Below are 25,009 nucleotides of genomic sequence, written 5' to 3' on the forward strand. Positions count from 1 at the left end.
GGACTCTGTCTGCACCACGGTAGTGCCGAGGGATATGTGAATGGTCCTGGCTGGTGTTTCCAATGTATTGAAATTTAAAAGATTTACGATTTTTGCGTGAGGGTGGCGCAGGCCTTGCAAAGACTGATGGCTGAGACCCGCACGGACGGTCCTTTGACCCAGTGCGATGCCATCACAATGAAACCTTCCCGCAGGAAGGTGCAAGGAGTGACAAGTGAACGAATCCCGACGCAAGGTCCTGTCCCGTCCCTATCTCCATCCCTATCTTCGTCCTTCACGGCTGGCGGCTGCCGCACTGGTTACCACTGCCAGCCTTGGTTTCAGCGCCCAGGCGCTGGCGGAAGAACCGATCAAGGTGGGCATTCTCCACTCGCTGTCCGGCACCATGGCGATCAGCGAGACGGTGCTCAAGGACACCGTGGAAATGCTGATCGAGCAGCAGAACGAGCAGGGCGGCCTGCTGGGCCGCCAGCTCGAGGCGGTGGTGGTCGACCCGGCCTCCAACTGGCCGCTGTTCGCCGAGCGTGCCCGCGAGTTGCTGGCCCAGCATGAAGTCGATGTGGTCTTCGGCAACTGGACCTCGGTCTCGCGCAAGGCCGTGCTGCCCGTCTTCGAGGAGCTCAACGGCCTGCTGTTCTATCCGGTGCAGTATGAGGGTGAGGAGTCCTCCGAGAACGTCTTCTATACCGGAGCGGCGCCCAACCAGCAGGCCATTCCCGCCGTCGAGTACCTGCTGAACGAGGTGGGCGTAGAGCGCTGGGTGCTGGCCGGCACCGACTATGTCTATCCGCGCACCACCAACCGTATCCTCGAGGCCTTCCTCAAGGAGGAACACGGGGTGGCCGACGACGACATCATGATCAACTACACGCCCTTCGGTCACTCCGACTGGCAGAACATCGTCTCGGATATTCGTCGCTTCGGTAGCGAGGGCAAGAAGACCGCGGTGGTGTCCACCATCAACGGGGATGCCAACGTGCCTTTCTATACGGAACTGGCCAACCAAGGCGTTGACGCTGCGGATATCCCGGTGGTCGCATTCTCGGTGGGCGAGCAGGAGCTGACCGGGATCAACACTGGCCCGTTGGTCGGCCACCTGGCCGCCTGGAACTACTTCATGAGCGTCGACACCGATGAAAACTATGACTTCATCGACGCCTGGATCGATTACACCGGCGACGAGGAGGCGGTGACCAACGATCCCATGGAGGCTCACTACATCGGCTTCAACATGTGGGCCGAGGCGGTGCGCAAGGCCGGTACCACCGACGTCGACGCGATCAAGGAGGCGATCATCGGTGTCACCGTACCCAACCTGACCGGCGGCTATGCGGCGATGATGCCCAACCACCACATCACCAAGCCGGTGCTGATCGGTGAGATCCAGGATAATGGCCAGTTCGACGTGGTCTGGCGGACACCTTCCACCGTGGCCGGCGATGCCTGGTCCGACTACCTGCCGGGCTCCCGTGACCTGATTGCCGACTGGCGTGCACCGATGCGCTGCGGCAACTTCAATGTCGCCACCGGCTCCTGCGGCGGCAGCACTGCGGCCGAAGAAGCCGAGGCTGCCTTGGCCGAATAAATCGAGTGAGTCGATTTCCCCGCCGCCCAGCCGGGCGGCGGGACGCACGCCATCTTGTCTCTATCCAGAGGCCTTCTCGTCTCTATCCAGAGGAAAGCTCCGATGAGGATTTTCCCGTTGCCCTGGCCAGTGGCGGTCAAGGCGAGTGCCGGCAGCGCTGCTGGCCGACCTTCTCGCTGCCTGGCGATGTTGATCCTGCTGATTTCCCTGTGTATCACGGCTGGGGCTGCGCAAGCACAGTCTTCCGACGCCGGCGATGACGTCGCGGCCCTTGAGCTGCTCGAAGCGCTCGATGTCGACTCCTATCCGGCCAAGGGCGAAGCCATAGATGCCATCGTCCAGAGCGACGATACGCGCGCCCGCGACTGGCTCTCGGCGCTCCTCGACGGTCGCCTGCAGCGTACTGACGATGGCCGCTTCGTGGTGGTGCTCGATAACCGTGGTCGCGACTGGCCGGTGGCGGATGCGCTGTCCGGGGAAGCGCTCGGTGAGATGTCGCGCCGCGAGCTGGATCGCATCGGTATCAACAATGCCCTGCGCAATCAGCTGCGCAGCGCCATTGCCGTGGTCGATCTCTACTCACCGGATCTCGAGCTGCGCCGCGCCTCGGCGGAGCGCCTGCTCGGCGAGGTCGATGCCGATCTGGCGGAGCCATTGGCCGGTGTCATCGAGCAGGAGGAGGATCGCCGGGTGCGCGCCAGGCTGACCCAGGCGCTGGCGATCCATCGTCTGGAGCAGGGGGAACTCGATGCCGTTGCCGACCTTGAGGGCAGTCTCCATCCCCGGGTGCGTGTTGCATTGAATCGTGCGGTGATGGGCGATGACCCGGTGGTCGCCGACGCCGCCCAGGCGGCGCTGAACAGCATCGAGCAGAACCTGCGGATCAACCGCGGCCTCGAGACCCTCTATTTCGGTCTGAGCCTGGGTTCGGTACTCGTGCTGGCGGCCATTGGCCTGGCCATCACCTTCGGTGTGATGGGCGTCATCAACATGGCCCACGGCGAGCTGATCATGCTGGGTGCCTATACCACCTGGGCCATGCAGCAGCTGATTCCGGGACAGCCCGGTCTGGCGCTGATCCTGTCGATACCCGCCGGGTTCATGGTCTCGGCATTGGCCGGCATCGCCATCGAACGCGGCGTCATCCAGTTTCTCAAGGGACGCCCCCTGGAGACCCTGCTGGCCACCTTCGGCATCAGTCTGATCCTGCAGCAGCTGGTGCGCACGGCCATCTCCCCGCAGAACCGGACCGTGGTCACCCCGGATTGGATGAGTGGTTCGCTGGTCGTCAACGATGCCCTGTCGCTGACCCTCAATCGCATGTATGTGCTGGGCTTCACCCTGGTGGTGTTCGCCGCCCTGATGCTGATCATGCGCCGCACCCGGCTCGGCCTGGAGGTGCGCGCCGTGACCCAGAATCGCGCCATGGCGCGCTCCATGGGCATTCGCGCCACCCGGGTCGACATCATGACCTTCGCCCTGGGCTCCGGCGTCGCCGGCCTGGCCGGGGTGGCGCTCTCCCAGCTCACCAACGTCGGCCCCAACCTGGGGCAGAACTACATCATCGACTCGTTCATGGTGGTGGTCTTCGGCGGGGTGGGCAACCTCTGGGGCACCCTGGTGGCGGGACTGTCGCTGGGCGTGATCAACCAGATTCTCGAGCCCTGGGCCGGTGCCGTGCTGGCCAAGATCATCGTGCTCGTCTTCATCATTCTTTTCATCCAGAAGCGCCCCCGCGGACTCTTTCCGCAAAAGGGCCGGGCAGCGGAGGGTTAACGCATGCATTGGCTAGGAAGACCCTTTACCGAGCGATCGACCCAGCTGTTCCTCGGCGTGCTGCTCGCCGCGCTGGTCCTGGTGACGATCCTTCATGTGGCCGTACCCCAAGGGCATCCGCTCTACGTCAACGCCTATACCGTCAACCTGTTCGGCAAGTACCTGAGCTATGCGCTGCTCGCCGTCGCGGTGGACCTGGTGTGGGGCTATCTGGGCATTCTGAGCCTGGGGCACGGCGCCTTCTTCGCCCTGGGCGGCTATGCCATGGGCATGTACCTGATGCGCCAGATTGGTGACCGCGGTGTCTACGGTCATCCCGAACTGCCGGACTTCATGGTGTTCCTCAACTGGGACAGCCTGCCCTGGTACTGGACTGGCTTCGACATGGCCTGGTTCGCCTTCGCCATGGTGCTGCTGGCACCTGGCCTGCTGGCCCTGGTGTTCGGCTTCCTGGCATTCCGCTCGCGGGTGACGGGGGTCTATCTGTCGATCATCACCCAGGCGTTGACCTTCGCCCTGATGTTGGCGTTTTTCCGCAACGAGATGGGCTTCGGCGGCAACAACGGCCTGACCGACTTCCGCGACATCCTCGGTTACAACCTGAGAAGCGATGCCACCCGGCTGGGCCTGTTCATCGCCACCGGGGTGGCCCTGGCCGTGGGCTACGTCCTGTGCCGTGCCATCGTCGGCAGCAAGCTGGGCCGGGTCTGCGTGGCGACCCGCGATGCGGAGGCGCGAACGCGCTTCATCGGCTATCGGGTCGAGCGCTTCCAGCTCTTCGTCTTCGTGGTTTCGGCGATGCTGGCCGGCCTGGCTGGGGCGCTCTACGTACCCCAGGTGGGCATTATCAATCCCAGCGAATTCTCACCGGTCTTCTCCATCGAAATCGTACTCTGGGTGGCGCTGGGCGGCCGCGCGACGCTCTACGGCGCGGTGATCGGCGCCATCCTGGTCAACTACGCCAAGACGGTCTTCACCGGGGTGATGCCGGATGCCTGGCTGTTCGCCCTGGGCGCGATGTTCGTGCTGGTGACGGTATTCCTGCCCAAGGGTGTGGCTGGACTGCTGGCCTATCGCGTCCGGCGCCGGAAACACCGTGGCGAGGATGACGAATCGCCCACTCCCAGCGGCAAGGAGGTATCGGCATGAGCTTTCTCAGATCACTGGCCGACCGGGATCGTGTGTTCGACTTCCTGGTGCCGGCAGCATCGCCGGTGGATGTACGCCATGGGCCCATCCTTTACCTCGAGGACGTCACGGTCAGCTTCGATGGCTTCAAGGCTATCAACGACCTGAACCTGACCATCGACGACGGCGAGCTGCGCTGCATCATCGGGCCCAACGGTGCCGGCAAGACCACCATGATGGACATCATCACCGGCAAGACCCGCCCCGATGCCGGCAAGGTGTGGTTCGGCAGCCGCCATGATCTCCTGACCATGAACGAGCCGGAGATCGCCAGCCTCGGCATTGGCCGCAAGTTCCAGAAGCCCACCGTGTTCGAGGCATTGACGGTGTTCGAGAACCTGGAGCTGGCCATGGCGGCGGACAAGCGCATCCTGCCGACTCTCACGGCCAGAATGACGCCGTCCATTCGCGAGCGCATCGAGGAGGTGCTGGAAAACATCGGCCTTGCCGAGCTTCGCCTGCGTCCGGCGGGCATCCTCTCCCACGGCCAGAAACAGTGGCTGGAGATCGGCATGCTGCTGATGCAGCGCCCGCGTCTGCTGCTCGTCGACGAACCGGTGGCCGGCATGACCGAGCAGGAGATGGAGCGCACCGCCGAGCTGCTCACCGGCCTTGCTGGCAAGCAGTCGGTGGTCGTCGTGGAGCACGACATGGGCTTTGTGCGCTCCATCGCACGCAAGGTGACGGTGCTCCACCAGGGCAGCGTGCTGGCCGAGGGCAGCATGGACCAAGTGTCCAACGACCCGAAAGTGGTCGAGGTCTACCTGGGAGCCGACGCCGAAGAGGAGGTGGCCTGATGCTGACCGTCGACAAGCTCAACCAGTACTACGGTGAGAGCCATACCCTGTGGGACCTCGATCTGGACGTGCCTGCCGGCCAGTGTACCTGCGTGATGGGTCGCAACGGCGTCGGCAAGACCACGCTGCTGAAGGCGATCATGGGCGAGGTGGCCATCTCCAGCGGCAGCATCCGCTACGCGGATGACGTTGAGCTGACCAGGAAGCGGGTTGAGGAGCGCTCGCGCCTGGGCATCGGCTATGTGCCCCAGGGACGCCAGATATTTCCGCTGATGACGGTGGAGGAGAACCTGCGTACCGGGCTGGCGGCACGCCGCGATGGCAAGCGCAGCATCCCTGAACGGGTGTTCGAGCTGTTCCCGGTGCTCGCCGAGATGAAACACCGCCGCGGAGGGGATCTCTCCGGGGGGCAGCAGCAGCAGCTGGCCATCGGCCGGGCGCTGGTGATCGAGCCCCGCCTGTTGATCCTCGATGAGCCGGGGGAGGGGATCCAGCCCAATATCGTCGCCCAGATCGGCGAGGTGATCCGCAAGCTGATCGACGAGGATGGGCTCACGGTGCTGCTGGTGGAGCAGAAGCTGCCCTTCGCCCGCAAGTACGCGGATCGCTTCGTGATCATGAACCGAGGTCGACCGGTGGCCAAGGGGGGGATTAACGATCTGACGGATGGGCTGATAAAGGAGCATCTGACTGTGTAAATTATTATTCTTGGCAATACCCTCGGTGTAATGCCGGAGGAGTAGTGTTGACTAAACCTGATGGGAGACATTCGATAGGTCAGTGTTACATTCATGCTTGACAAGCTGAGCTTTATCATCAAATCTAGTAGACAAGGGTTTCCCAATGATGGGGAGCCCTCCAAGGAGCAGCACAGCTCCCCGTAGAAACTGGCTTTATAGCCGGTTACCGGGGGGCTTTTTTTTTTGGAGTGATAACGAAAATGTCAAGCAGCAACCATATCTGCCAGCCTTGCAAATTAGGCGTGCTGTTCTCCACAACAGGCACCTTGGCAATTATCGAGAAAGCTCAGCAACAGGGTGTGCTGTTAGCAATTGACGAGGTGAATAATGCAGGAGGCATTAATGGCGTAGAAATCGAACCGATCATGTATGACCCTGGTTCACAAGACAAGCGATACGGTGAGCTGGCTGAACGACTCATCTGTGAAGATGGAGTCAGGCTCATCATTGGTTGCTACACTTCATCGTCACGGAAAGAAGTGCTTCCTGTAGTCGAGCGACAAAATGCGCTTTTTTTCTACCCTACCTTATATGAAGGTTTTGAATATTCCGCTAACGTGATATATGGTGGCGCTGCCCCGAATCAGAATAGCGTCCCTCTAGCCAGATACTTGATGGAAAATTTTGGGAATAGATTCTTTTTTGTCGGTTCTGACTATATTTATCCCCGGGAGTCGAACAGGGTCATGAGAAATATCCTGCGCCAAGCCGGTGGCGAGGTGGTAGGCGAAAGGTATGCACCTCTTTTAGCTAGCTACGAAGATTTTGATGAAATAATCCAGGAAATAGATGAAGCAAAGCCGGATGTTATATTTTCGACTGTTGTGGGAGATGCAACGGTTCGATTTTATAAAGCATATAAAGCTCATGGTGGCCAAGCGCCTATCGGCAGTCTCACCACCAGTGAAGCCGAAGTGGCAGAAATGGGGGCTCAAGCCGCAGCGGGGCATATTACGGCAGCGCCATATTTTCAAAATTTAAATACTCAATCCAGTCAGGCTTTTGTGGAGCGGTTTCGTAACCGTTTTGGCGTGAGTGCTCATGTGACAAGCTGTGTAGAGTCAGCTTATTTTCAGGTGCATTTGTTGGCCAATGCACTAAAATCTACAGGCTGCCAGGATCCTGATCGACTACGAATAGCACTTGGTGGAGCGGAGTTTGAAGCGCCACAGGGAAGAATTAAGATAGATCCAGATAATAACCATACATATTTATATTCTCGGATAGCACGCGTGAGCCAGGAAGGGCAATATGTGGTGGAGAGGGAGACTCCCTATTCGGTAAAGCCTGATCCGTACCTTGTGGTTCCGGCTTTGCATGACTGGAGTGCGGAAATGGCTCATCCCTCCAGAAACCGAAGCGCCTGAGAGGTAGCCTGTGGAAAACATGACAACCGGAAATATAATAAAATCAATCCGAACTTTGCGCACAATGGTTCTGCACCCACAAGATTCACATGCAGAGCAATTAATTGAGCAAATAAGGCGTATTGGTTGTCAAGTAGAAGCGCAATGGCCTGTGCCGCACGCCTTGCCTGAACATGTCGACATACTATTTATTGAGGTGACGGAAAGCCCAGCGGCAAAATTGTTGGAGCTGCTGGGGAAAGAATGCGAGAGACGGCCAACGTTAATTGGAGTCGTTAGCTACGAAAATCCCTCTGTGCTTAACGCCTTGTTGGACATGCGTGTCGATGCGGTATTAACAAAACCGCTACGACCGACAGGTGTGCTAAGCAACATGGTGCTGGCGAGGAGAATATGGAAAGATTTTCAACGCTCTGAAAAAGAAATTAATAAACTGAAAGATAAGGTTAAGAATTCACAAATTGTCACCCAGGCTAAATTCATAATTATGCGTCTGCATGATATATCGGAAGATGAGTCATATGCAATGATACGTAGCCAGGCGATGTCAAAGAGGACATCAACCGTTGAAATTGCCCAAGCGATAATCAATGCAGATAGCATACTGGGAAATATAAGTTCCAAAGGAATAAAGGATGCATGGGGAGAGCACAAGCTTCTTGACGACGGCGTTGAGTGAAGCTCTGGCTTGTGTTTTGAATTGTTAATATGTCGCCTGTTGTTTTCGACATATTGATGGATGAACTTGGAGTGGTTTGCTGCATGCTGTAATGGTTTGCTCAGGGAGAAGTGTCGGTATATAGAACCAAAAAAATTTGCCGTGTCGACCTGATCTAGCAAGATGCCTGGAAAAGGCAAAGCTTGGTACATCAACGTTGATGTATCTGGTAAAAGTGGCAGAGAAGCCTCTTGGGATAGCAGTGTTAGTGCTTGCCAAGAGGTTTTTTTGTGCCTGAATGGTGCGTTGAGTATTAGCCGTATTAAGCATAAAGACAAGAATAGGAGAGCAATTATGAAACGTAGAGATTTTTTAAAAGGTGTGGCTGCAACGGGCGTCCTTGGGGCAACAGGGTTTCCAGGAATATGGACCAAGAGCGGTAATGCATGGGCCTCTAACAATGAAATACCGGTAGGTGTCTTGTTTTCCCTTACGGGTCCAGTGGCCGTAGTGGAGAGCACTTTGCAGAACGCTTGCTTGATGGCAATTGAAGAAATCAATGCCGAAGGGGGAATCCATGGAAGAATGCTTAAGCCGGTAATAGAGGATCCCGCATCAGATCCGGCAACATTTGCAGATAGAATCCGCCGGCAAGTCTTGCGCGATAACTGCGTAAGCGTATTTGGTGCATATACATCTGCCTCAAGGCAAGCAGTACTACCTGTGGTTGAGCAGCATGACAACCTTTTCTGGTACCCAACTTTGTACGAAGGTAGAGAGTGCTCACGCAACGTAATGTATGGCGGCGCCGTACCTAACCAGCAGCAACAGGAATTCGTACCTTGGCTGGCGGAAAATTTTGGTGGTCGCTTCTATTTGATCGGAAATAACTATGTTTACCCCCGTGAGGAAAATAATGTTTGTAAAATGATCCTGGATGATATCGGCGGAGAGGCGGTGCATGAAGAGTATGTGCCAATGGGGCATTCAGATTTTGGTTCTGTGATAAACAGAATTCGTGATATGAAACCTGATGTTATTTTCTGCACATTGGTAGGTGACTCAGATGTCGCTTTCCAACGCCAAATGCATGCTGCCGGTTTTGACCCGGAGACAATGCCTGTTGCAAGCCTTACCCGTTCTGAGATTGAAGTTAAGGCAATGGGTGGAGCTGCAGCAGCAGGTCACTTCTCTTCGGCACCCTATTTCATGGGACATGAGTCAGCAGCTAACCATCGATTCGTAGAAGCGTACTTGAATCGCTTTGGGCAAGATGAAGTAACCCACTTTGTCAATGAGGCAGCGTATTTCCAGGTATATCAATTTAAAGCAGCTGTTGAGCAACTCGCTCCTAGTGATATTACCCCATTGAATATTAGAGACGCTGCCGTTGGCCTGCGTCTGCTTGCACCGCAAGGTGAGATTGAAATAGATCCCAATTTGCACACTTACCTTTGGCCGAAAATCGCCAGATGGCAAGCAGATGGTCAAGCAGAAGTGGTACAGCAGTCTGCGAGACGCATGGCGCCCGAGCCATACTGGGCTTACGAGGACCAAATGTGCACAGCTGAGGGTCTTGTCCGTACTTAATTTGACTTGGTATTGCCCGGCGCTGTCGCATCGTTTCCGCGTCGGGTATTTCCTACCTTCAGGAGTGGCAAGTTATGGATTTTGCTTTAAATCAGTTTTTTGCTGGATTAAGCATTGCTTCAATTTTGCTTCTAATAGCACTTGGATTGGCAATCATTTACGGGACTATGGGTGTCATTAATCTTGCGCACGGCGAATTTGTAATGATCGGTGCTTATTCCGCCTGGTTTCTTCAAACATCAATGGGGCTGAATATTCTGCTTTCGTTGCCACTGGTATTTCTTGTTGTTGCATTAATGGGGCTTGCGATAGAGCGTGGAGTGGTACGCTGGCTGTACCATCGTCCTCTTGACACCATACTTGCTACCTGGGGCATTGGAATTGTCATTGAGCAACTGGTGAGATTGATTCTAGGGTCTACATCACGATATGTAGAAGGACCTTCAATGTTGGGTGGTAATGTTGAAATTGCAGGCGCGACCTTATCCATTTACCGCCTTTTCTTGATCGTGTTTTCGTTAATGGTGGTACTTGGTACTTGGTATTTGATGCGTCGCACAGAGTTTGGGATGAAACTTCGCGCGGTAATACAAAATAAAGAAATATCTGAATGTTATGGAATACGTTCTGAAAATGTTTATGCGGTAACCTTTGCGTTCGGTGCAGGCCTGGCTGGCATAGCAGGTGCTCTAGTGACACCCTTGATAAGCGTAACTCCCGGCATGGGTACATACCTTGTAGTAGATGCCTTCCTTGTTGTTATTTTAGGTGGGGTGGGCAGTTTGTTGGGTACAGTGGTGGCTTCAGGCCTTGTTGGTGAGGCTACGGCACTTTTTTCATTCCTTTTTAATGACACTATAGGTCGTGTCGCGGTGTTAATGGCAATTATCATTATTATAAGATTTCGCCCTCAAGGGTTGTTTCCAGATAAAGTGCGGCGCTAAGGAGGGGGTGTCATGAATCTTAATTTTCGTTATGACGTTGTCGGGTATGTTTTATTTGCAGTATTTGTGCTGCTTATAATGCCGATGTACGCATCTTTTGATGGCTTTCAGCTTAACACTTATGCACGATATCTGACGCTAGGCTTGGCGGCCATGGCTTTAGCTTTATCCTGGGGCTATGCCGGGATATTGAATCTTGGCCAAGCCGGGTCATTTGCCTTGGGCTCTTATATTATGGCCGCTCACTTAAAGCTCAAGGCCAGTGAAAATATGCCAGGAGGCATGCCCGACTTCATGGGCTGGACGAACCTTGAAGCTTTGCCATGGTTCTGGCAACCATTTCACTCGGTTACCCTGACACTGATTTCGGTAATATTGTTGCCTGCGATAGTTGCAAGTATCATTGGGGTCTTCATGTTCAGGGGAAGAATTACGGGTGTATTTGTAGCCATCATTACCTTGTCCTTTCTTGTGGCTTTCCAGTTGGTGTTTGTTGAGTATCAAATGTATACAGGGGGGGAGAACGGTCTTACAGGCTTGGCATCCTTGGAGTTGTTCAACTGGACGGCAAATAGCTATAGCACTGATTTCTACTATTTTGTTGCTGGGTGCTTGATTGTCATAATGGTCCTTACTGTAGCTCTTGTGCGAAGCAAGGTCGGGTTGATTCTACGTGCAATAAAGGAAAATCCAGATAGAGTTCGGTTCTTTGGATATAATGTAGCTAGTTATGAAATCATGGCTTTCAGTACATCTGCTGCGATCGCCAGTTGGGCAGGTATGCTGTACGCCTTGGTGCTTCAGTTCGCATCTCCGAGCTACATGAGCGTCTCCTTTAGCCTTGCAATTGTGATCTGGTGTGCTGTTGGTGGACGAAACTCACTTGTAGCCGCTGCACTTGGTGGGATAGTTGTAAATGCATTGCAAGGACGGCTTTCAGAGATATTTGTTGAAGGCTGGATGCTTTTCCTCGGCGTCGTGTTCATTCTAGTGGTTTTGTTTATGCCTAACGGGATTTATGGCCTCTTGCGTGCAAGTGTTGGTAAATTAAAAAATATGACTTCAGATGGTAAAGGTCACAGCCATGCAATAGAAGCTAATACAGGTTTACCAATGCAAAGCGACTCCAAGAAGGAGCGGTAATATGGCACATTTAGAAATTAAGGATCTTTCGGTAAATTTTGGCGGGCTTCGTGCTGTTGATGGGCTAGCCATGAACCTCGAGTTTGGTGAGTTACGCTGCCTTCTCGGGCCGAATGGCGCAGGGAAATCGACTACACTGGATCTCATTTGTGGGAAAACGAAAGCGACTAGCGGGGAGATAATATTCTCAGGCAATAATATAACCTCTATGCTGGAGTTCAAGCGTGCTCGTGCTGGAGTGGGCAGGAAATTTCAGACTCCATCGGTGTTCAAGGATTTAACTGTTTGTGAGAACCTTGAGGTTGCTCGATCACAAAAGCCTAAGGTTTTAGATTCCTTGCGCGTCTTTCGCTCTAATATGAGCGGTCGCATGGCTGAGGTTTTAGATATTATCGATTTGGGTGATGAGCTCAATACCGTTGCTGCCAACCTTTCCCATGGCCAAACCCAGTGGTTGGAAATTGCAATGCTATTGATTCAAGACAGCAAGCTGATACTTTTCGATGAGCCTACTGCTGGTATGACTATCCAGGAGACCATGAAAACAGCAGAAATTTTCAATGCGCTTAAGGGTAGTCACACCATGATTGTGGTTGAGCATGACATGGGGTTTGTTCGTGAAATTGCTGAAACTGTAACCGTTATGGACATGGGTAAACTGTTAGCCGAAGGCAGCATACAAGAAATTGAAAATAACCCAGCGGTGAGGGAAGCCTATTTAGCTGGAGACGATGATCATGCTTGAGGCAAAAGATCTTTTTTCATTTTATGGTAAGAGCCCGGTAATCCAAGGCCTGGACTTTACTATCAAACAAGGCAGCTTCGTTAGTGTGCTGGGCCGAAATGGTGTGGGTAAAACGACGCTTTTGCGTACCATCATGGGCCTAACCGATCGAATTACCGGATCATTAACATTCATGGGTAATGATCTTGGGAGTATGGCCACACACCAGCGTAGCAAAGAGGGTATTGGCTATATCCCACAAGGACGTGAGGTAATTCCTCGCTTCACAGTGCGTGAAAATATTGTCATGGGTACGTATGCAAGAAAAGATGGAAAGCGTGATTTTCCGGAATATATCCTGGACATGTTCCCAATTTTAAGAGAGTTCTTGAATAGGCGTGGTGGTGATCTGTCTGGTGGTCAGCAACAGCAGTTGGCAATTGGCAGGGCATTGGCAATGGAGCCGAAGATTCTTCTTCTAGATGAGCCAACTGAAGGCATACAACCTAATATCGTTCGCGAAATAGAAGACGTGCTTGTTAAATTAAACCGCGAGATGGGCATTACCATTATTCTAGTTGACCAGAACATTCCATTCGCTCGTCGTGTTTCAGATCACTTTCTTGTCTTAAATAAAGGACGTATTGCGGTTTCAGGAACAGGGGAGGAACTCACCGACCAAATCGTTGACGAGTACCTCACCTTCTAGGCGGCACCCATTCGTTCCGCCATAAAACCTCGGACTCCCCTTGTCCGAATCATGATAAATAGATGTTAAGGAGTCAAGATATGCGACACGGTGATATTTCCAGCAGCAATGATACGGTTGGCGTGGCAGTTGTTAACTACAAGATGCCCCGGCTCCATACCAAATCAGAAGTTCTTGATAATGCACAGAACATTGCTGACATGATTGTTGGTATGAAAAAAGGTCTACCGGGAATGGACTTGGTGATCTTTCCAGAATACAGCTTGCAAGGGATCATGTACGATCCACAGGAAATGATGGAAACAGCTTCCGTCGTCCCAGGCGAAGAGACTGAGATATTCTCAAAGGCGTGCCGTAAAGCGAATACCTGGGGAGTCTTTTCCATCACCGGTGAGCGTCATGAGGAGCATCCCAAGAAAAATCCATACAACACACTTCTCTTGATCAACAACAAAGGTGAGATTGTCCAGAAATATCGTAAAGTCATTCCTTGGTGCCCGATAGAGGGATGGTATCCTGGCAACACCACTTATGTATCTGAAGGTCCTAAGGGGCTGAAAATCAGTTTGATTATCTGTGATGACGGAAACTATCCGGAAATCTGGCGTGATTGTGCTATGAAAGGAGCAGAGCTGATCGTCAGGTGCCAAGGGTATATGTACCCAGCAAAAGAGCAGCAAATCATGATGGCAAAAGCGATGGCATGGGCTAATAACTCTTATGTTGCTGTAGCCAATGCTGCTGGCTTTGACGGTGTATATAGTTATTTTGGTCATTCTTCCATCATTGGATTTGATGGTCGTACTCTGGGTGAGTGTGGCGAAGAAGAAATGGGCATTCAGTATGCACAGCTGTCAGTGTCTCAAATCCGTGACGCTCGACAGAACGATCAATCACAGAATCATTTGTTCAAGATTCTGCATCGTGGCTATTCCGGCATGCACGCATCTGGAGATGGAGACAAAGGGTTAGCCGAGTGCCCGTTTGAGTTTTACAAGACATGGGTTAATGATGCAGAGAAGGCTAGAGAGGAAGTAGAAGCCATTACACGTAAAACCTCAGGTGTGGCGCAATGCCCGGTTGGTAGCTTGCCTTATGATGGAAAAGAAAAGGAGGCTTGATAGGTAAGCTATCTCAATGGCCCTGCTGTCAGTTGGCAGGGCCGGTTACGCTCTATTTCAATTTTTCCGATTCTGCTTTGTGGGCGGTAGGGAGATCAGCTAATGCCTTTTATTAACGACATGCTGGATAATACGGACAGGCAGCGAATGGATCAGGATGCCTTGGATTCGGAGAATTCTTCAGAGCATGACGTGCTCCAGTCACACCTGGCACACAAGTCAAGGCTGGAAAGTCGTTTTAAGTTTGATGTTGATATTGTCATGGATGCATTGAAGAAGGATATTCTAGGTCAAGAAAAGGCGATTGAGTCTGTACATGATATACTCAAGGTTGTACGTGCGGATATTACCGATCCCCGGCGTCCGTTATTTACCGCTCTTTTCCTTGGCCCTACTGGTGTCGGCAAGACGGAAGTCGTTAGATCATTGGCGCGTTCCCTGCACGGTGATGCGGATGCATTTTGCAGAGTGGATATGAACACACTCTCCCAGGAACACTATTCTGCAGCCATCACCGGTGCTCCTCCCGGTTATGTTGGAGCCAAGGAAGGTAATACGTTATTTGACCAAGATAAAATGGAAGGTAGTCTAGGGCGCCCTGGGATCGTCTTGTTCGATGAATTAGAGAAGGCGAGTCCTGAGGTGTTGCAGGCCCTTCTGAATGTTTTTGACAACGGAATGCTTACTGTTGCTTCTGGTGAAAGAACCTATAGTTTTCGTAATACACTGATTTTCATGACCAGCAATTTAGGGGCTCGTGATATTCAACGGTACGAGCAGCGTCAAAATGGTTTCATTCGTCGCCTGTTTCCACGATCTGCTAAGGGCAGGCATAAACAAGTCGAAGATATCGTTCAGGAAAAATTGTTGAAGTCATTCTCACCTGAGTTTGTTAACAGGATTGATAATATCACAATTTTCAATTGGATCGAAATGGAGTTGGTTGGTGACCTTGTCAAGCTTGAGGTTCAGAGACTTAATCGAAGGCTGCTTAAGCACCAGTGCCGGTTGACTGTGAGTGATGAAGTTATCGATTATGTCTCATCTACAGGTTTCGACCGCCAGTTTGGTGCACGTGCGTTACGCCGTGCCGTTCGTAGAGTCATTGAGGTTCCTCTTGCAGAATACCTGCTGGATTTTCACTCCACTGATGATAATAGAGAAGACATTGTTGTTTACCATGCTGAATTTCACAAGGGGCATGTGTTTTTTCAGTGCAAAAACCGCTGATCCTGTGCCAGCCAATTCATCTTTGCACTATAGCTGGGCAAATCCTTGAATTATGCACCAGATAGATGCAGCAAAATGTTTATGAACGTTCTTCTTGGATTTTTAGGTTGATGATTTCAAATGATATTTTATCATTTCGCTTTTCTTAGTCTTAATTTTGCATGCTCTTGGTCACTATCATCCTTTATTGGTGCATGAATGTCTCTTTCAGGGCACTGTTACGATAGCGAAAGGTGCTGGGCGGCCTCGCTGGCGCTGGCTTTCGAGGCGCGTGGCGGGGTTACGAGAATGGTGCAAGCGCGCCACCAGGGGCCGCTACGGGTACAGCGGCCGTTCTATCCCGAAGGTCGGACGGGCCCCTGCCACGTCTACCTGTTGCACCCACCGGGGGGGCTGGTCAGCGGCGACAGGCTCTCGATATCGGCCCGGGTGGGCACGGATGCCCATGCGCTCCTGACCACGCCGGCTGCCAATAAGCTCTACAAGGCCGACAGCCATGGCGTGGCCTGGCGACAGCAGACCCATCTCGAAGTGGAAGATGGCGGCGTACTCGAGTGGCTACCCCAGGAGACCATCGCCTTTGACGGGTCGAAGGGTGCGCAAGCAACGCATATCGACCTGGCCGGCTCGGCGCGCTGCCTGGGCTGGGAAGTGCTGGCATTGGGGCGTCCGGCAAGCGATCTGCCCTATGTCTCCGGCCGCATCGACCAGCGCTTTCGCCTGATGCGGGATGGCAAGCCGCTGTGGCTGGAGCGTCAGCCCCTGGACCCGCTGCACCCGCGCTTCGCCAGGCGCTGGGGGCAGGGTGGCGCCACGGTGCAGGCCACGCTCTGGGCGGTAGGGCTGTACGACGAGGCCGGCGCCATCGAGGCGCTGCGGAATGCCATCTCCATGACTCCACGCTGGGCGGTGACGGTACGTCACGGCGTACTGCTGCTGCGCTACCTGGGGCAGGAGCGTAATGAAGCCTGGGATATCTGCCAGCAAGCCTGGGCCTGTCTCAGGCCTCTGCTGAGCGGTACATGTGCCCATCCCCCCCGTATCTGGTTTACCTGACTCTCCAGGAGAATCGCATGGAACTGACCCCCAGAGACAAGGACAAGCTGCTGCTATTTACCGCCGCCTTGCTTGCCGAACGTCGCCGAGCGCGCGGGCTCAAGCTCAACTACCCCGAGGCGGTGGCCCTGATCAGTGCCGAGATCATGGAGGGCGCCCGTGACGGCCGCACCGTCGCCGAAATGATGAGCTACGGCCGCGAGATCCTCAGCCGTGATGACGTCATGGAGGGCGTGGCCGAGATGGTCGACGAGGTGCAGGTGGAAGCGACCTTTCCGGATGGCACGAAGCTGGTCACGGTTCATTCGCCCATCGTCTAACACTGGCTGCAGGAGGGAAAACATCCATGATTCCCGGCCCCATGATTCCAGGACAGTATCAACTGAAAGATGGCGAGATCGCGCTCTGCGAGGGGCGTGAACGGATCAGTATCGAGGTCGCCAATACCGGCGACCGGCCGATCCAGATCGGTTCCCACTATCACTTTGCCGAGGCCAATCCGGCGCTGACCTTCGATCGCGACCGCGCGCGTGGGCACCGCCTCGACGTGGCGGCGGGCACGGCCATCCGCTTCGAGCCCGGCCAGTCCCGCAAGGTTACCTTGATTCCCTTCGTCGGCCGTCGCCATGTGTATGGCTTCCGCGGCGAGGTGATGGGCGCGCTCGACACGGCGGACAAGGGAGGCAAGCCATGAAGCCCGATAACAAGATCAGCCGCCAGGCCTATGCCGATATGTACGGCCCCACCACCGGCGACCGGGTGCGCCTGGGCGACACCGAGCTGTGGATCCAGGTCGAGGACGATGCGACCCATTACGGCGACGAGGTCAAGTTCGGCGGTGGCAAGGTGATCCGTGATGGCATGGGCCAGAGCCAACGCCATGACGACGCGGTGATGGATACCGTGATCACCAATGCCTTGATCCTCGACTGGTGGGGCATCGTCAAGGCCGACGTGGGGCTCAAGGCCGGCCGCATCGCTGCCATCGGCAAGGCGGGCAACCCCGACACCCAGCCCGATGTGGCGATCGTCATCGGTCCCGGCACCGAGGTCATCGCCGGCGAAGGCATGATCCTGACGGCTGGCGGCATCGACGCCCATATCCACTTCATCTGCCCCCAGCAGGTGGAGGAGGCGCTGATGAGTGGCATTACCACCATGCTCGGGGGCGGTACCGGGCCCGCCACCGGCTCCAAGGCCACCACCTGCACGCCCGGGACCTGGCATATCGGCAAGATGCTCCAGGCGGTGGACGAGATGCCCATGAACATCGGCCTGCTCGGCAAGGGCAACGCCAGCCTGCCGGAGGCGCTGGAGTCCCAGCTCGTTGCCGGCGCCATGGGCCTCAAGCTCCACGAGGACTGGGGCACCACCCCGGCATCCATCGACAACTGCCTGAGCGTCGCCGACGAGTACGACGTCCAGGTGGCGATCCATACCGATACCCTGAACGAGTCGGGTTTCGTCGAGGACACACTGGCGGCGTTCAAGGAGCGCGGCATTCATACGTACCATACCGAGGGGGCTGGGGGCGGCCATGCGCCGGATATCCTTACCGCCTGCGCGAAGTCCTACGTGCTGCCGTCGTCCACCAACCCGACGCGGCCCTACACGGTCAATACCATCGACGAGCATCTCGACATGCTGATGGTGTGCCACCACCTGGACCCGAACATACCCGAGGACGTGGCCTTCGCCGATTCGCGCATTCGCCGTGAGACCATCGCCGCCGAGGACATTCTTCACGACCTGGGGGTGATCTCCATGATCGCCTCGGACTCCCAGGCTATGGGCAGGGTGGGCGAGGTGGTGTGCCGCACCTGGCAGACCGCCCACAAGATGAGAGTGCAGCGCGGGCTGCTGCCGGAAGACGCGGCATTGGGCGCCGACAATTTTCGCGCCAAGCGCTATATCGCCAAGTACACCATCAACCCGGCCATCACCCACGGCATCGCGCATGAGGTGGGCTCCATCGAGCTGGGCAAGCTGGCCGACCTGGTGCTGTGGGACCCGGCCTTCTTCGGCGTCAAGCCGGCACTCATCATCAAGGGCGGCATGATCGCCGGTGCCCCCATGGGCGACCCCAATGCCTCGATCCCGACGCCACAGCCGGTGCATTACCGTTTCATGTTCGGTGCCCTGGGCCGTGCGGCCAGCGCCACTCGCCTCAGCTTCGTCAGCCAGGCGGCCATCGAGGCCGGCATCAAGGAGCGGCTGGGGTTGCACAGTGAGCTTTCGGCGTGTCGCAACGTGCGCGGCGTGCGCAAGCAGCACATGAAACTCAACGACGCCTGCCCGGAGCTGACCGTCGACCCGCAGACCTACGAGGTGCGCTGCGACGGCGAGCTGCTGACCTGCGAGCCGGCCACCGAGCTGCCGTTGGCCCAGCGCTACCACCTGTTCTGAGTGCCGAGCGCCGCACTACGGGCTGCGACCGCCAAAGTGAGCGGCGCTGGGGGCAGGTCGTAGCGGGGGTCCGATTCCAGGGAAGGAATCGGTAGCGTACAGGGACGTATTCACAGCGCCCCCGCCTAGACGTGTCGCCGGGTTAGCCGCGGTAAATAGGCTACGGATTCGAAGCTCAAAAAAGGAAATGAACGATGCTGAAACTGACCGAACGCCTGGGGCCCGTCGCGGCCGACCAGGCCAGCGACACCCTGACGCTGCCCTTCGAGCTGCGCATTCGCGGCCGGCTCAAGGCGAAAAGCGATGCCGGCCGCGAGCTCGGCCTGTTCCTCGACCGGGGCCCGGTGCTGCGCGACGGCGAGGGGCTGCGTGCGGAGAGCGGCGAGATCGTGCGCATCAGGGCGGCCATCGAACCGGTAGTCACGGCACGTGTAACCGCCGGCCTGCCGCTGGCGCGGCTGGCCTACCACCTGGGCAATCGCCATGTGCAGCTGGCCCTGGGCAGCGACGATGCCAGGCCCGACCAGGGCTGGGTGCGCTTCCCACCAGACCATGTGCTGGAGGAGCTGGCCGAGCTGCTGGGGGCGGCCCTTGAGCGGCATCAGGCACCGTTCGACCCCGAGCCCGGTGCCTATAACCAGCTGGGTCATGGGCACTCACACCCTCACTCACACTCTCAGGCCCATCACCACGACCACGAGCATGAGCACGATCATGATAGTCACCCCCATGGCCACACCCATGCCCACTGAGCGGGCAGCGGTGGTGGGGCAGGGAGGGGGCGATGACCTGGCCCTGTTGGGGCTCCTGCAACTGGTCAGCCCGGCACTGCCTATCGGCGCCTTCGCCTTCTCCCAGGGCCTGGAGAGTGCCTTCGAGCTGGGCTGGGTCACCGATGAGGAGAGCCTCGGCGAGTGGCTGGAAGGGGTGCTGGAGGACGGTCTGACACGATGCGAGCTGCCGGTGCTGGCGCGCCTTCAGGCGGCCTGGGCGGCAGGCGATGGGGAATCGGTGGCCGAGTGGGACCGGTGGCTTGCGGCCAACCGCGAAACCGCCGAGCTGGCGGCGGAAGATTCGCGCCTGGGGGCTTCGCTGATCCGGCTGCTGGGCAGCCTCGACCTGCTGCCGAATAGCCCTGAGAAAAATCCTTCGAGAGCGTCGCCGGCGCTGCCGCCGGGGGCCGGTTACGTGACGGCATTTGCCTGGACGGCCCATGTCCGTGGCGTGCCGGTGCGCCAGGCGCTGCTCGGCTTCGCCTGGGCCTGGCTGGAGAACCAGCTTGCGGTGGCCTGCAAGGCGCTGCCGCTTGGCCATACCTCGGCCCAGTGGCTGGTGGAGCGGCTGCGCCCGGCGCTCGTGACGGCGGTGGATGAGGCGCTGGCCCTGGAGGAAGACGAGCTGGGGCCTGTTCTGCCCGGCCTGGCGCTGGCCAGCGCACTACACGAAACCCAATATTCGCGGCTGTTTCGCAGTTGATGGAACAGCGGATGTCACCAGGCAGAAGTTGGCCCGGCATCCCATGAACCTGACAAAGCCGCCTAAGCGGCCAAGGAGAGATCGACATGACACACTGTTTACGCATCGGCGTCGGCGGCCCGGTAGGTTCCGGCAAGACGGCACTGCTCAAGCAGCTCTGCCTTGCTCTGCGTGACCACTACGATATCGCCGTGGTCACCAACGACATCTATACCCGCGAAGATGCCGACTTCCTGCTCAAGCACGATGCGCTGCCGGCGGATCGCATTCTCGGGGTGGAAACCGGCGGCTGCCCGCATACCGCCATCCGCGAGGACGCCTCCATGAATCTGGCGGCCATCGACGACCTGCAGGCGCGTCACCCCGGCCTGGAGCTGGTGCTGGTGGAGTCCGGCGGTGACAACCTGTCGGCCACCTTCAGCCCCGAGCTCTCCGATCTCACCCTCTATGTGATCGACGTCTCGGCCGGCGACAAGATTCCCCGCAAGGGCGGGCCCGGCATTACCAAGTCGGATCTGCTGATCATCAACAAGATCGATATCGCCGAGCAGGTGCATGCCTCGCTGGATGTCATGGAGCGGGATTCGAAGAAGATGCGTGGCGAGCGCCCCTTCGTCTTCACCAATCTCTATGACGGAGTGGGCCTCGAGGCCATCATCCGCTTCATCCTCGACCGCGGCATGCTCCCGGAGCGCCGGCACCAGGCCGCGGTCGTCTGACAACCGACCTTCCATCATCGCCTCACCATTGTTCCAGTCATTGCACAGGAGAACGCTCTCATGATGTCAGCTCTTTCCCCCGCCACCCGGGCGGCCCTGGCCGCCGCGCCGGCCATGTTGCTGGTGGCCGGCCTGGCCGTTGCCCACCCCGGTCATCACCACGAAGGCGGCTTTGCGGCCGGCTTGACCCACCCGCTGCTGGGGCTCGACCACCTGCTGGCGATGCTGGCCATCGGCCTCTGGAGCCTTCGCCAGTCCCGCCCGCTGCGCCTGGGGGCGCCCCTGCTCGCGGCCGGCGGCATGCTGCTGGGTGCCGGCCTGGCCTGGGGCGGGCTGGCGCTGCCCGGGGTCGAGTTCGGTATCGCGCTGTCGGTGCTGCTGGCAGGTGTGCTGATCGCCGCCCTGGTCAAGGTGCCGAGCGTGCTTGGTGCCGGGGTGGTCGTGCTGTTCATGCTGTTTCACGGCCATGCCCACGGCAACGAGATGCCCCACGGCGTCTCGATGTTCGCCTACCTGGCCGGTTTCACCCTGGCCACGCTGGCCATTACCTATGCCGGTCGCCTGCTCGGCGGCATCCTGATGGCGCGCGAGAGCCGTCTCGTGCGTGGCCTCGGGGTCGCCATTGCCGCTGCCGGGGCACTCTTCGCCCTGGGCTGAGCCACCTGCCTTACCCTGCGGCCACCCGGGAAGCCGGATGGCCGCTATCCGCCTATCGGCGGCCGGTGGTTGAAAGCAGGAAGTTGACAGGCGACGCCCCCAGGCTCAGCTTGAAGGAGTCCTATTCGACGGAGAGCGTGCATGGATAAGCTGCTGCTGGCGGTCAAGATTTTTATTGCGGCGTTGGTACTGATTCTCGTCGTACAGAATATCGTCATGGTTGAAGTGCGATTCTTCACCTGGAGCCTCCGGTTGCCCATGGCAATACTCCTGGTGGTCATCTACCTGCTGGGTATGCTCACTGGCAAGAGCCTGTGGACGCTGATCCGGCGCCTGCGGACCGACCGGGCCCAGCGGCCTCGTTGAGCATGCCATCGATGCAGGCCCGAACAGGTTCTGTCGTTCGGCCGCCTGCTTCAATCCAGATGGGTGACCGGCTGCCGGCGTGGGTCCACGTGCCACGGTAGCCCTCGACGTGCGTTGTACTCCAGCTCTGCGATCACCTGTGCCCCCAGCAGCAGGATGATGGCCCCCACCTCCAGGCTCAGCAACACCACGATGAGGGCGGCCAAAGAGCCGTAGACGACGTTGACGAAGGAGAGATTGACGAAGTAATACACCAGTATCAGCCGCACCCCCTCCCATAGCAGTGCCGCTACGAAGCCACCCACGATGGCGCGTCTCAGGGCTATTTTTACCACCGGCAGCACCTTGTAGATGGCGCTGAACAGGATGAAGACTCCGAAGAAACTGAACAGGTTGAGCAGCGGCTCCGAAAGGCCGGCGAGGGGCATGTTTCGGCCAAAGATGGCTATCCACAGGGCATTGATGGCTTCAGCCAGTGTGGCCAGCAGGGTGAGTGCCATCAGACCGGTGCCCAGTACCAGCATGAAGGCGTAAGGAAGCAGCACCGAGACCCAGATGCTGCGTCCCTTGTGCGGGTCGGGGGCGTGGAAGATGATCGCCAGCGCATCCTCCAGCATGCGGAAGGCGAAGGAGCTGAAGAGCAGCAGTATCAGTATGCCGAACAGCCCGATGGCATCACGGGAGTCGAGCAGGGCGCGGACGGCATCCATCAGCAGCTCGGCGTGGGCCGGGGCCAGGTGCAGCACCTGGACGCTGAGCACGTCGAGCAGGATCTGTTCCTGAACGACCTGCGTCAATAATACCGTTATCAGGGCGAACAAGGGGACGATGGAGAGCAGGATATTGTAGCCGACTCCTCCGGCCAGGAGGATGCCTCGGTTGCGCAGGAAAGCGGACAGGACACGCCAGAGAAAACTCCCCACCTGGGGGAGTAGAACGATAAGGACGTTCCGCGTTTTGCGTGCTCGAGACATGCGTTTGCCGTCCTTGTGCTCAGATTGCTGTTACCGACCGTCAGCAGTGAGTACTACGATGTTTTCCCTTGCGCCGTCCCTGTCACTGCCAGGCTACATTTCTACTCTGTTTAAGGTATTAGGCTACTCGAAAATCGACAACCAAGGTGTACTTGATTTCCTCTCTCGCTGGCTGAATCCAGCAGGTTCGCTACACTGGAAGCTGACGAAGAGAGCAGATTCGTCATGCGTTTCCCCATTTATCCTGCCAGCAAGGAGTGCTGAATGCGCAATATCATCTATATCATCGGCTTGATCGTCGTTGTCCTCTTCATCCTCTCGATGCTTGGACTCCGCTGATAGCGTGTCGGGTAGCAGGACGAGGCCGTTTAGCAATGGTGCCAGCTGTTGTCTTTCGCCTCGCCCTCGCCCGGTTGCCTCCTCCTCGGCATTGTTGAGCTGAGCACCCTTGAGTTCCCGTCAGGTCCCATCAGGACTTCAGTTCGGCCAATTTCCTCAGCAGAACCATCTGCGACCAACACCGTCAATAAGTGCGGTGGAAGCCACTATCGTTGGCATCCACCGTCAAGGAAACGCTGCTCAATCGAATCGTTGCGTAGGTATCCCTCAGTATTCTTCAGAACGAATCGCAGCTGCAGGCTGTCCTGCGGGTACGGTAGTGAAGCTGGATAAGCCTTGATAGGATTCAGGACGAGAGCTACCGCTACATCAACAATCACGGATGTCCATGCGAAGACCCGCCAACCATCAGGATGAGCATCTACGACTTGCCGCGCTGTATGAGCTCGGGATACTCGATACCCCGCCTGACCCCGGTTTTGACCGATTGACCTCCCTTGCCTGCGACCTGTTCCAGGTTCCCATCGCCGTGGTCTCGCTCGTGGATGCGCGCCGCCAGTGGTTCAAGTCACGCTCGGGGCTTGAGCGGTGCGAGACTCACCGAGACATCTCCTTCTGTGCACATGCCGTGGTCAGCGATACGGCCCTGGTGGTGGAAGATGCGCGGGAAGATGCGCGTTTTCATGACAACCCCTTTGTCATCGGTCCGCCGCATATCCGTTTCTATGCAGGTCAGCTGTTACGCCCTGATGGGCGTCACGCCGTGGGGACCCTGTGCCTCATGGATCATCTTCCACGCACCCTGTCGGCCAAGGATCACGATCGGCTGGACCAACTGGCCGCCCAGGTGGAGGAGCTGCTGCGAGAGCATCAGTTGCGGGTTCAACTGGTTGAACAGAAACGGGTGTTGACGAATACCACTCAGCGCTTGTCGGCCCTGCTTCAAGCGATTCCCGATGCGCTCTACCTGCTGGATGAAACAGGGCTTGTTACACGCCTGGATGTTGCGACACCGGCCAATGAGTCCTTTGCCGATGAACTCAGGCGGCGATTCGCGCTGCATGGCAAGGACAACATGCCCAGTTTCATATGGCAGGATGATGGGGAGGATACCGTTCATGAGGTGAGGGTGGTGCCAGCACATGGTGAGTATCTGGCGATAGCGCGTGACATTACCGAGCGGCTGCAGATTGAAAAGATGAAGGGTGAATTCATCGCTACGGTCAGCCATGAGCTACGCACCCCGTTGACAGCGATCCGCGGTGCGCTGGATATGCTCGATAACGGTCTGGCCGGCGAGCTGCCGGACTCCGCCCGTCCGCTGGTGAGTATTGCTAACAAGAACAGTCGACGGCTGGTGCGGCTAATCAATGACATACTCGATATCGAGAAACTTGTTCTGGTCAAGTCAGAGCGGACACATTTTCAAGCCGCAGCTGCCAAT

The 25,009-nt window shown here is 56.7% G+C and carries 25 protein-coding genes; 24 read left to right on the forward strand and 1 reads right to left on the reverse strand.

Going from position 1 to position 25,009, the window contains the following annotated elements:
* Positions 1-214: 214 nt before the first annotated feature.
* The 23 genes from urtA to KZO25_RS07085 all read left to right on the forward strand — a co-directional run bounded on the left by urtA (position 215) and on the right by KZO25_RS07085 (position 22,252).
* A complete protein-coding gene (urtA, locus tag KZO25_RS06975) occupies positions 215-1,585 on the forward strand; it encodes an urea ABC transporter substrate-binding protein (protein WP_083517668.1) in 1,371 nt (456 codons plus the stop codon).
* Positions 1,586-1,771: 186 nt separating this feature from the next.
* Entirely contained in the window at positions 1,772-3,361 is a 1,590-nt protein-coding gene (gene urtB / locus KZO25_RS06980) for an urea ABC transporter permease subunit UrtB (protein WP_223136431.1), read from the forward strand.
* A 3-nt stretch (positions 3,362-3,364) separates the two neighbouring features.
* Positions 3,365-4,510, forward strand: a complete 1,146-nt coding sequence (gene urtC / locus KZO25_RS06985; protein ID WP_223136412.1) for an urea ABC transporter permease subunit UrtC — start codon at positions 3,365-3,367, stop codon at positions 4,508-4,510.
* The gene (gene urtD / locus KZO25_RS06990) at positions 4,507-5,346 is read left to right on the forward strand and encodes an urea ABC transporter ATP-binding protein UrtD (protein ID WP_223136413.1); all 840 of its coding nucleotides are present in this window, start codon (positions 4,507-4,509) and stop codon (positions 5,344-5,346) included. Before urtC (KZO25_RS06985) ends, urtD (KZO25_RS06990) begins: the two co-directional genes overlap by 4 nt.
* On the forward strand, positions 5,346-6,044 hold the full coding sequence (urtE, locus tag KZO25_RS06995) for an urea ABC transporter ATP-binding subunit UrtE (RefSeq protein WP_223136414.1): 699 nt from the start codon (positions 5,346-5,348) through the stop codon (positions 6,042-6,044). Before urtD (KZO25_RS06990) ends, urtE (KZO25_RS06995) begins: the two co-directional genes overlap by 1 nt.
* A 242-nt stretch (positions 6,045-6,286) precedes the next feature.
* Complete coding sequence (locus tag KZO25_RS07000) at positions 6,287-7,453, forward strand: transporter substrate-binding domain-containing protein (RefSeq protein ID WP_223136415.1); 1,167 nt, start codon at positions 6,287-6,289, stop codon at positions 7,451-7,453.
* Between the two features lie 19 nt (positions 7,454-7,472).
* Positions 7,473-8,132: an ANTAR domain-containing response regulator gene (locus KZO25_RS07005; RefSeq protein ID WP_262488891.1), complete on the forward strand. Its 660-nt coding sequence runs from the start codon at positions 7,473-7,475 to the stop codon at positions 8,130-8,132.
* A 333-nt stretch (positions 8,133-8,465) separates the two neighbouring features.
* Positions 8,466-9,701 carry a transporter substrate-binding protein gene (locus tag KZO25_RS07010; protein WP_223136417.1) on the forward strand — a complete coding sequence of 412 codons (1,236 nt, stop codon included), beginning with the start codon at positions 8,466-8,468 and terminating at the stop codon, positions 9,699-9,701.
* 74 nt (positions 9,702-9,775) lie between these two features.
* On the forward strand, positions 9,776-10,645 hold the full coding sequence (urtB, locus tag KZO25_RS07015; protein ID WP_223136418.1) for an urea ABC transporter permease subunit UrtB: 870 nt from the start codon (positions 9,776-9,778) through the stop codon (positions 10,643-10,645).
* 12 nt (positions 10,646-10,657) lie between these two features.
* Positions 10,658-11,788, forward strand: coding sequence for an urea ABC transporter permease subunit UrtC (gene urtC, locus KZO25_RS07020; protein WP_223136419.1), 1,131 nt, complete (start codon positions 10,658-10,660; stop codon positions 11,786-11,788).
* A 1-nt stretch (position 11,789) separates the two neighbouring features.
* Complete coding sequence (gene urtD / locus KZO25_RS07025) at positions 11,790-12,533, forward strand: urea ABC transporter ATP-binding protein UrtD (protein WP_223136420.1); 744 nt, start codon at positions 11,790-11,792, stop codon at positions 12,531-12,533.
* A complete protein-coding gene (gene urtE / locus KZO25_RS07030) occupies positions 12,526-13,221 on the forward strand; it encodes an urea ABC transporter ATP-binding subunit UrtE (RefSeq protein ID WP_223136421.1) in 696 nt (231 codons plus the stop codon). Before urtD (KZO25_RS07025) ends, urtE (KZO25_RS07030) begins: the two co-directional genes overlap by 8 nt.
* A gap of 80 nt (positions 13,222-13,301) precedes the next feature.
* Positions 13,302-14,342, forward strand: a complete 1,041-nt coding sequence (locus KZO25_RS07035) for an aliphatic amidase (RefSeq protein WP_223136422.1) — start codon at positions 13,302-13,304, stop codon at positions 14,340-14,342.
* 102 nt (positions 14,343-14,444) lie between these two features.
* Positions 14,445-15,572 (forward strand): AAA family ATPase, encoded by a 1,128-nt coding sequence (locus tag KZO25_RS07040; RefSeq protein ID WP_223136423.1) that lies wholly within the window; start codon positions 14,445-14,447, stop codon positions 15,570-15,572.
* Between the two features lie 198 nt (positions 15,573-15,770).
* On the forward strand, positions 15,771-16,628 hold the full coding sequence (locus tag KZO25_RS07045; RefSeq protein WP_223136424.1) for an urease accessory protein UreD: 858 nt from the start codon (positions 15,771-15,773) through the stop codon (positions 16,626-16,628).
* 17 nt (positions 16,629-16,645) lie between these two features.
* A complete protein-coding gene (gene ureA / locus KZO25_RS07050) occupies positions 16,646-16,948 on the forward strand; it encodes an urease subunit gamma (protein ID WP_114478961.1) in 303 nt (100 codons plus the stop codon).
* Positions 16,949-16,989: 41 nt separating this feature from the next.
* On the forward strand, positions 16,990-17,322 hold the full coding sequence (locus KZO25_RS07055) for an urease subunit beta (RefSeq protein WP_114479025.1): 333 nt from the start codon (positions 16,990-16,992) through the stop codon (positions 17,320-17,322).
* Positions 17,319-19,034 carry an urease subunit alpha gene (gene ureC, locus KZO25_RS07060; RefSeq protein ID WP_223136425.1) on the forward strand — a complete coding sequence of 572 codons (1,716 nt, stop codon included), beginning with the start codon at positions 17,319-17,321 and terminating at the stop codon, positions 19,032-19,034. The genes KZO25_RS07055 and ureC overlap by 4 nt, the downstream gene beginning before the upstream one ends.
* Positions 19,035-19,228: 194 nt before the next feature.
* A complete protein-coding gene (gene ureE / locus KZO25_RS07065) occupies positions 19,229-19,786 on the forward strand; it encodes an urease accessory protein UreE (RefSeq protein ID WP_223136426.1) in 558 nt (185 codons plus the stop codon).
* Complete coding sequence (locus tag KZO25_RS07070) at positions 19,776-20,510, forward strand: urease accessory protein UreF (RefSeq protein WP_223136432.1); 735 nt, start codon at positions 19,776-19,778, stop codon at positions 20,508-20,510. Before ureE ends, KZO25_RS07070 begins: the two co-directional genes overlap by 11 nt.
* Before the next feature lie 86 nt (positions 20,511-20,596).
* Positions 20,597-21,229 carry an urease accessory protein UreG gene (ureG, locus tag KZO25_RS07075; RefSeq protein ID WP_223136427.1) on the forward strand — a complete coding sequence of 211 codons (633 nt, stop codon included), beginning with the start codon at positions 20,597-20,599 and terminating at the stop codon, positions 21,227-21,229.
* Between the two features lie 60 nt (positions 21,230-21,289).
* A complete protein-coding gene (locus KZO25_RS07080) occupies positions 21,290-21,886 on the forward strand; it encodes a HupE/UreJ family protein (protein WP_223136428.1) in 597 nt (198 codons plus the stop codon).
* Positions 21,887-22,027: 141 nt separating this feature from the next.
* A complete protein-coding gene (locus KZO25_RS07085) occupies positions 22,028-22,252 on the forward strand; it encodes a DUF1049 domain-containing protein (RefSeq protein WP_223136429.1) in 225 nt (74 codons plus the stop codon).
* Between the two features lie 50 nt (positions 22,253-22,302).
* Here KZO25_RS07085 and KZO25_RS07090 read toward each other — a convergent pair whose 3' ends face one another.
* A complete protein-coding gene (locus tag KZO25_RS07090; protein WP_223136430.1) occupies positions 22,303-23,226 on the reverse strand; it encodes a YihY/virulence factor BrkB family protein in 924 nt (307 codons plus the stop codon).
* Positions 23,227-23,953: 727 nt separating this feature from the next.
* Between KZO25_RS07090 and KZO25_RS19955 the strand changes: the two genes are divergently transcribed.
* The coding region (locus KZO25_RS19955) for a histidine kinase dimerization/phospho-acceptor domain-containing protein (RefSeq protein ID WP_316935555.1) at positions 23,954-25,009 on the forward strand (1,056 nt) is incomplete at its 3' end.

This window comes from Halomonas sp. ANAO-440, assembly GCF_019915905.1.
Classification (GTDB): Bacteria; Pseudomonadota; Gammaproteobacteria; order Pseudomonadales; family Halomonadaceae; genus Halomonas; species Halomonas chromatireducens.

Bases quoted from the DNA above. Each gene is read 5' to 3' on its own strand.
- urtB (WP_223136431.1), top strand. From the start codon at position 1,772: ATGTTGATCCTGCTGATTTCCCTGTGTATCACGGCTGGGGCTGCGCAA.
- KZO25_RS07090 (WP_223136430.1), bottom strand. From the start codon at position 23,226: ATGTCTCGAGCACGCAAAACGCGGAACGTCCTTATCGTTCTACTCCCC.
- urtC (WP_223136412.1), top strand. From the start codon at position 3,365: ATGCATTGGCTAGGAAGACCCTTTACCGAGCGATCGACCCAGCTGTTC.
- ureE (WP_223136426.1), top strand. From the start codon at position 19,229: ATGCTGAAACTGACCGAACGCCTGGGGCCCGTCGCGGCCGACCAGGCC.
- KZO25_RS07045 (WP_223136424.1), top strand. From the start codon at position 15,771: ATGTCTCTTTCAGGGCACTGTTACGATAGCGAAAGGTGCTGGGCGGCC.
- urtE (WP_223136421.1), top strand. From the start codon at position 12,526: ATGCTTGAGGCAAAAGATCTTTTTTCATTTTATGGTAAGAGCCCGGTA.
- KZO25_RS07000 (WP_223136415.1), top strand. From the start codon at position 6,287: ATGTCAAGCAGCAACCATATCTGCCAGCCTTGCAAATTAGGCGTGCTG.
- KZO25_RS07085 (WP_223136429.1), top strand. From the start codon at position 22,028: ATGGATAAGCTGCTGCTGGCGGTCAAGATTTTTATTGCGGCGTTGGTA.
- urtD (WP_223136413.1), top strand. From the start codon at position 4,507: ATGAGCTTTCTCAGATCACTGGCCGACCGGGATCGTGTGTTCGACTTC.
- urtE (WP_223136414.1), top strand. From the start codon at position 5,346: ATGCTGACCGTCGACAAGCTCAACCAGTACTACGGTGAGAGCCATACC.
- KZO25_RS07055 (WP_114479025.1), top strand. From the start codon at position 16,990: ATGATTCCAGGACAGTATCAACTGAAAGATGGCGAGATCGCGCTCTGC.
- KZO25_RS07005 (WP_262488891.1), top strand. From the start codon at position 7,473: ATGACAACCGGAAATATAATAAAATCAATCCGAACTTTGCGCACAATG.
- urtD (WP_223136420.1), top strand. From the start codon at position 11,790: ATGGCACATTTAGAAATTAAGGATCTTTCGGTAAATTTTGGCGGGCTT.
- ureC (WP_223136425.1), top strand. From the start codon at position 17,319: ATGAAGCCCGATAACAAGATCAGCCGCCAGGCCTATGCCGATATGTAC.
- KZO25_RS07010 (WP_223136417.1), top strand. From the start codon at position 8,466: ATGAAACGTAGAGATTTTTTAAAAGGTGTGGCTGCAACGGGCGTCCTT.
- KZO25_RS07035 (WP_223136422.1), top strand. From the start codon at position 13,302: ATGCGACACGGTGATATTTCCAGCAGCAATGATACGGTTGGCGTGGCA.
- KZO25_RS07040 (WP_223136423.1), top strand. From the start codon at position 14,445: ATGCCTTTTATTAACGACATGCTGGATAATACGGACAGGCAGCGAATG.
- KZO25_RS07070 (WP_223136432.1), top strand. From the start codon at position 19,776: ATGCCCACTGAGCGGGCAGCGGTGGTGGGGCAGGGAGGGGGCGATGAC.
- ureA (WP_114478961.1), top strand. From the start codon at position 16,646: ATGGAACTGACCCCCAGAGACAAGGACAAGCTGCTGCTATTTACCGCC.
- ureG (WP_223136427.1), top strand. From the start codon at position 20,597: ATGACACACTGTTTACGCATCGGCGTCGGCGGCCCGGTAGGTTCCGGC.
- urtC (WP_223136419.1), top strand. From the start codon at position 10,658: ATGAATCTTAATTTTCGTTATGACGTTGTCGGGTATGTTTTATTTGCA.
- urtB (WP_223136418.1), top strand. From the start codon at position 9,776: ATGGATTTTGCTTTAAATCAGTTTTTTGCTGGATTAAGCATTGCTTCA.
- KZO25_RS07080 (WP_223136428.1), top strand. From the start codon at position 21,290: ATGATGTCAGCTCTTTCCCCCGCCACCCGGGCGGCCCTGGCCGCCGCG.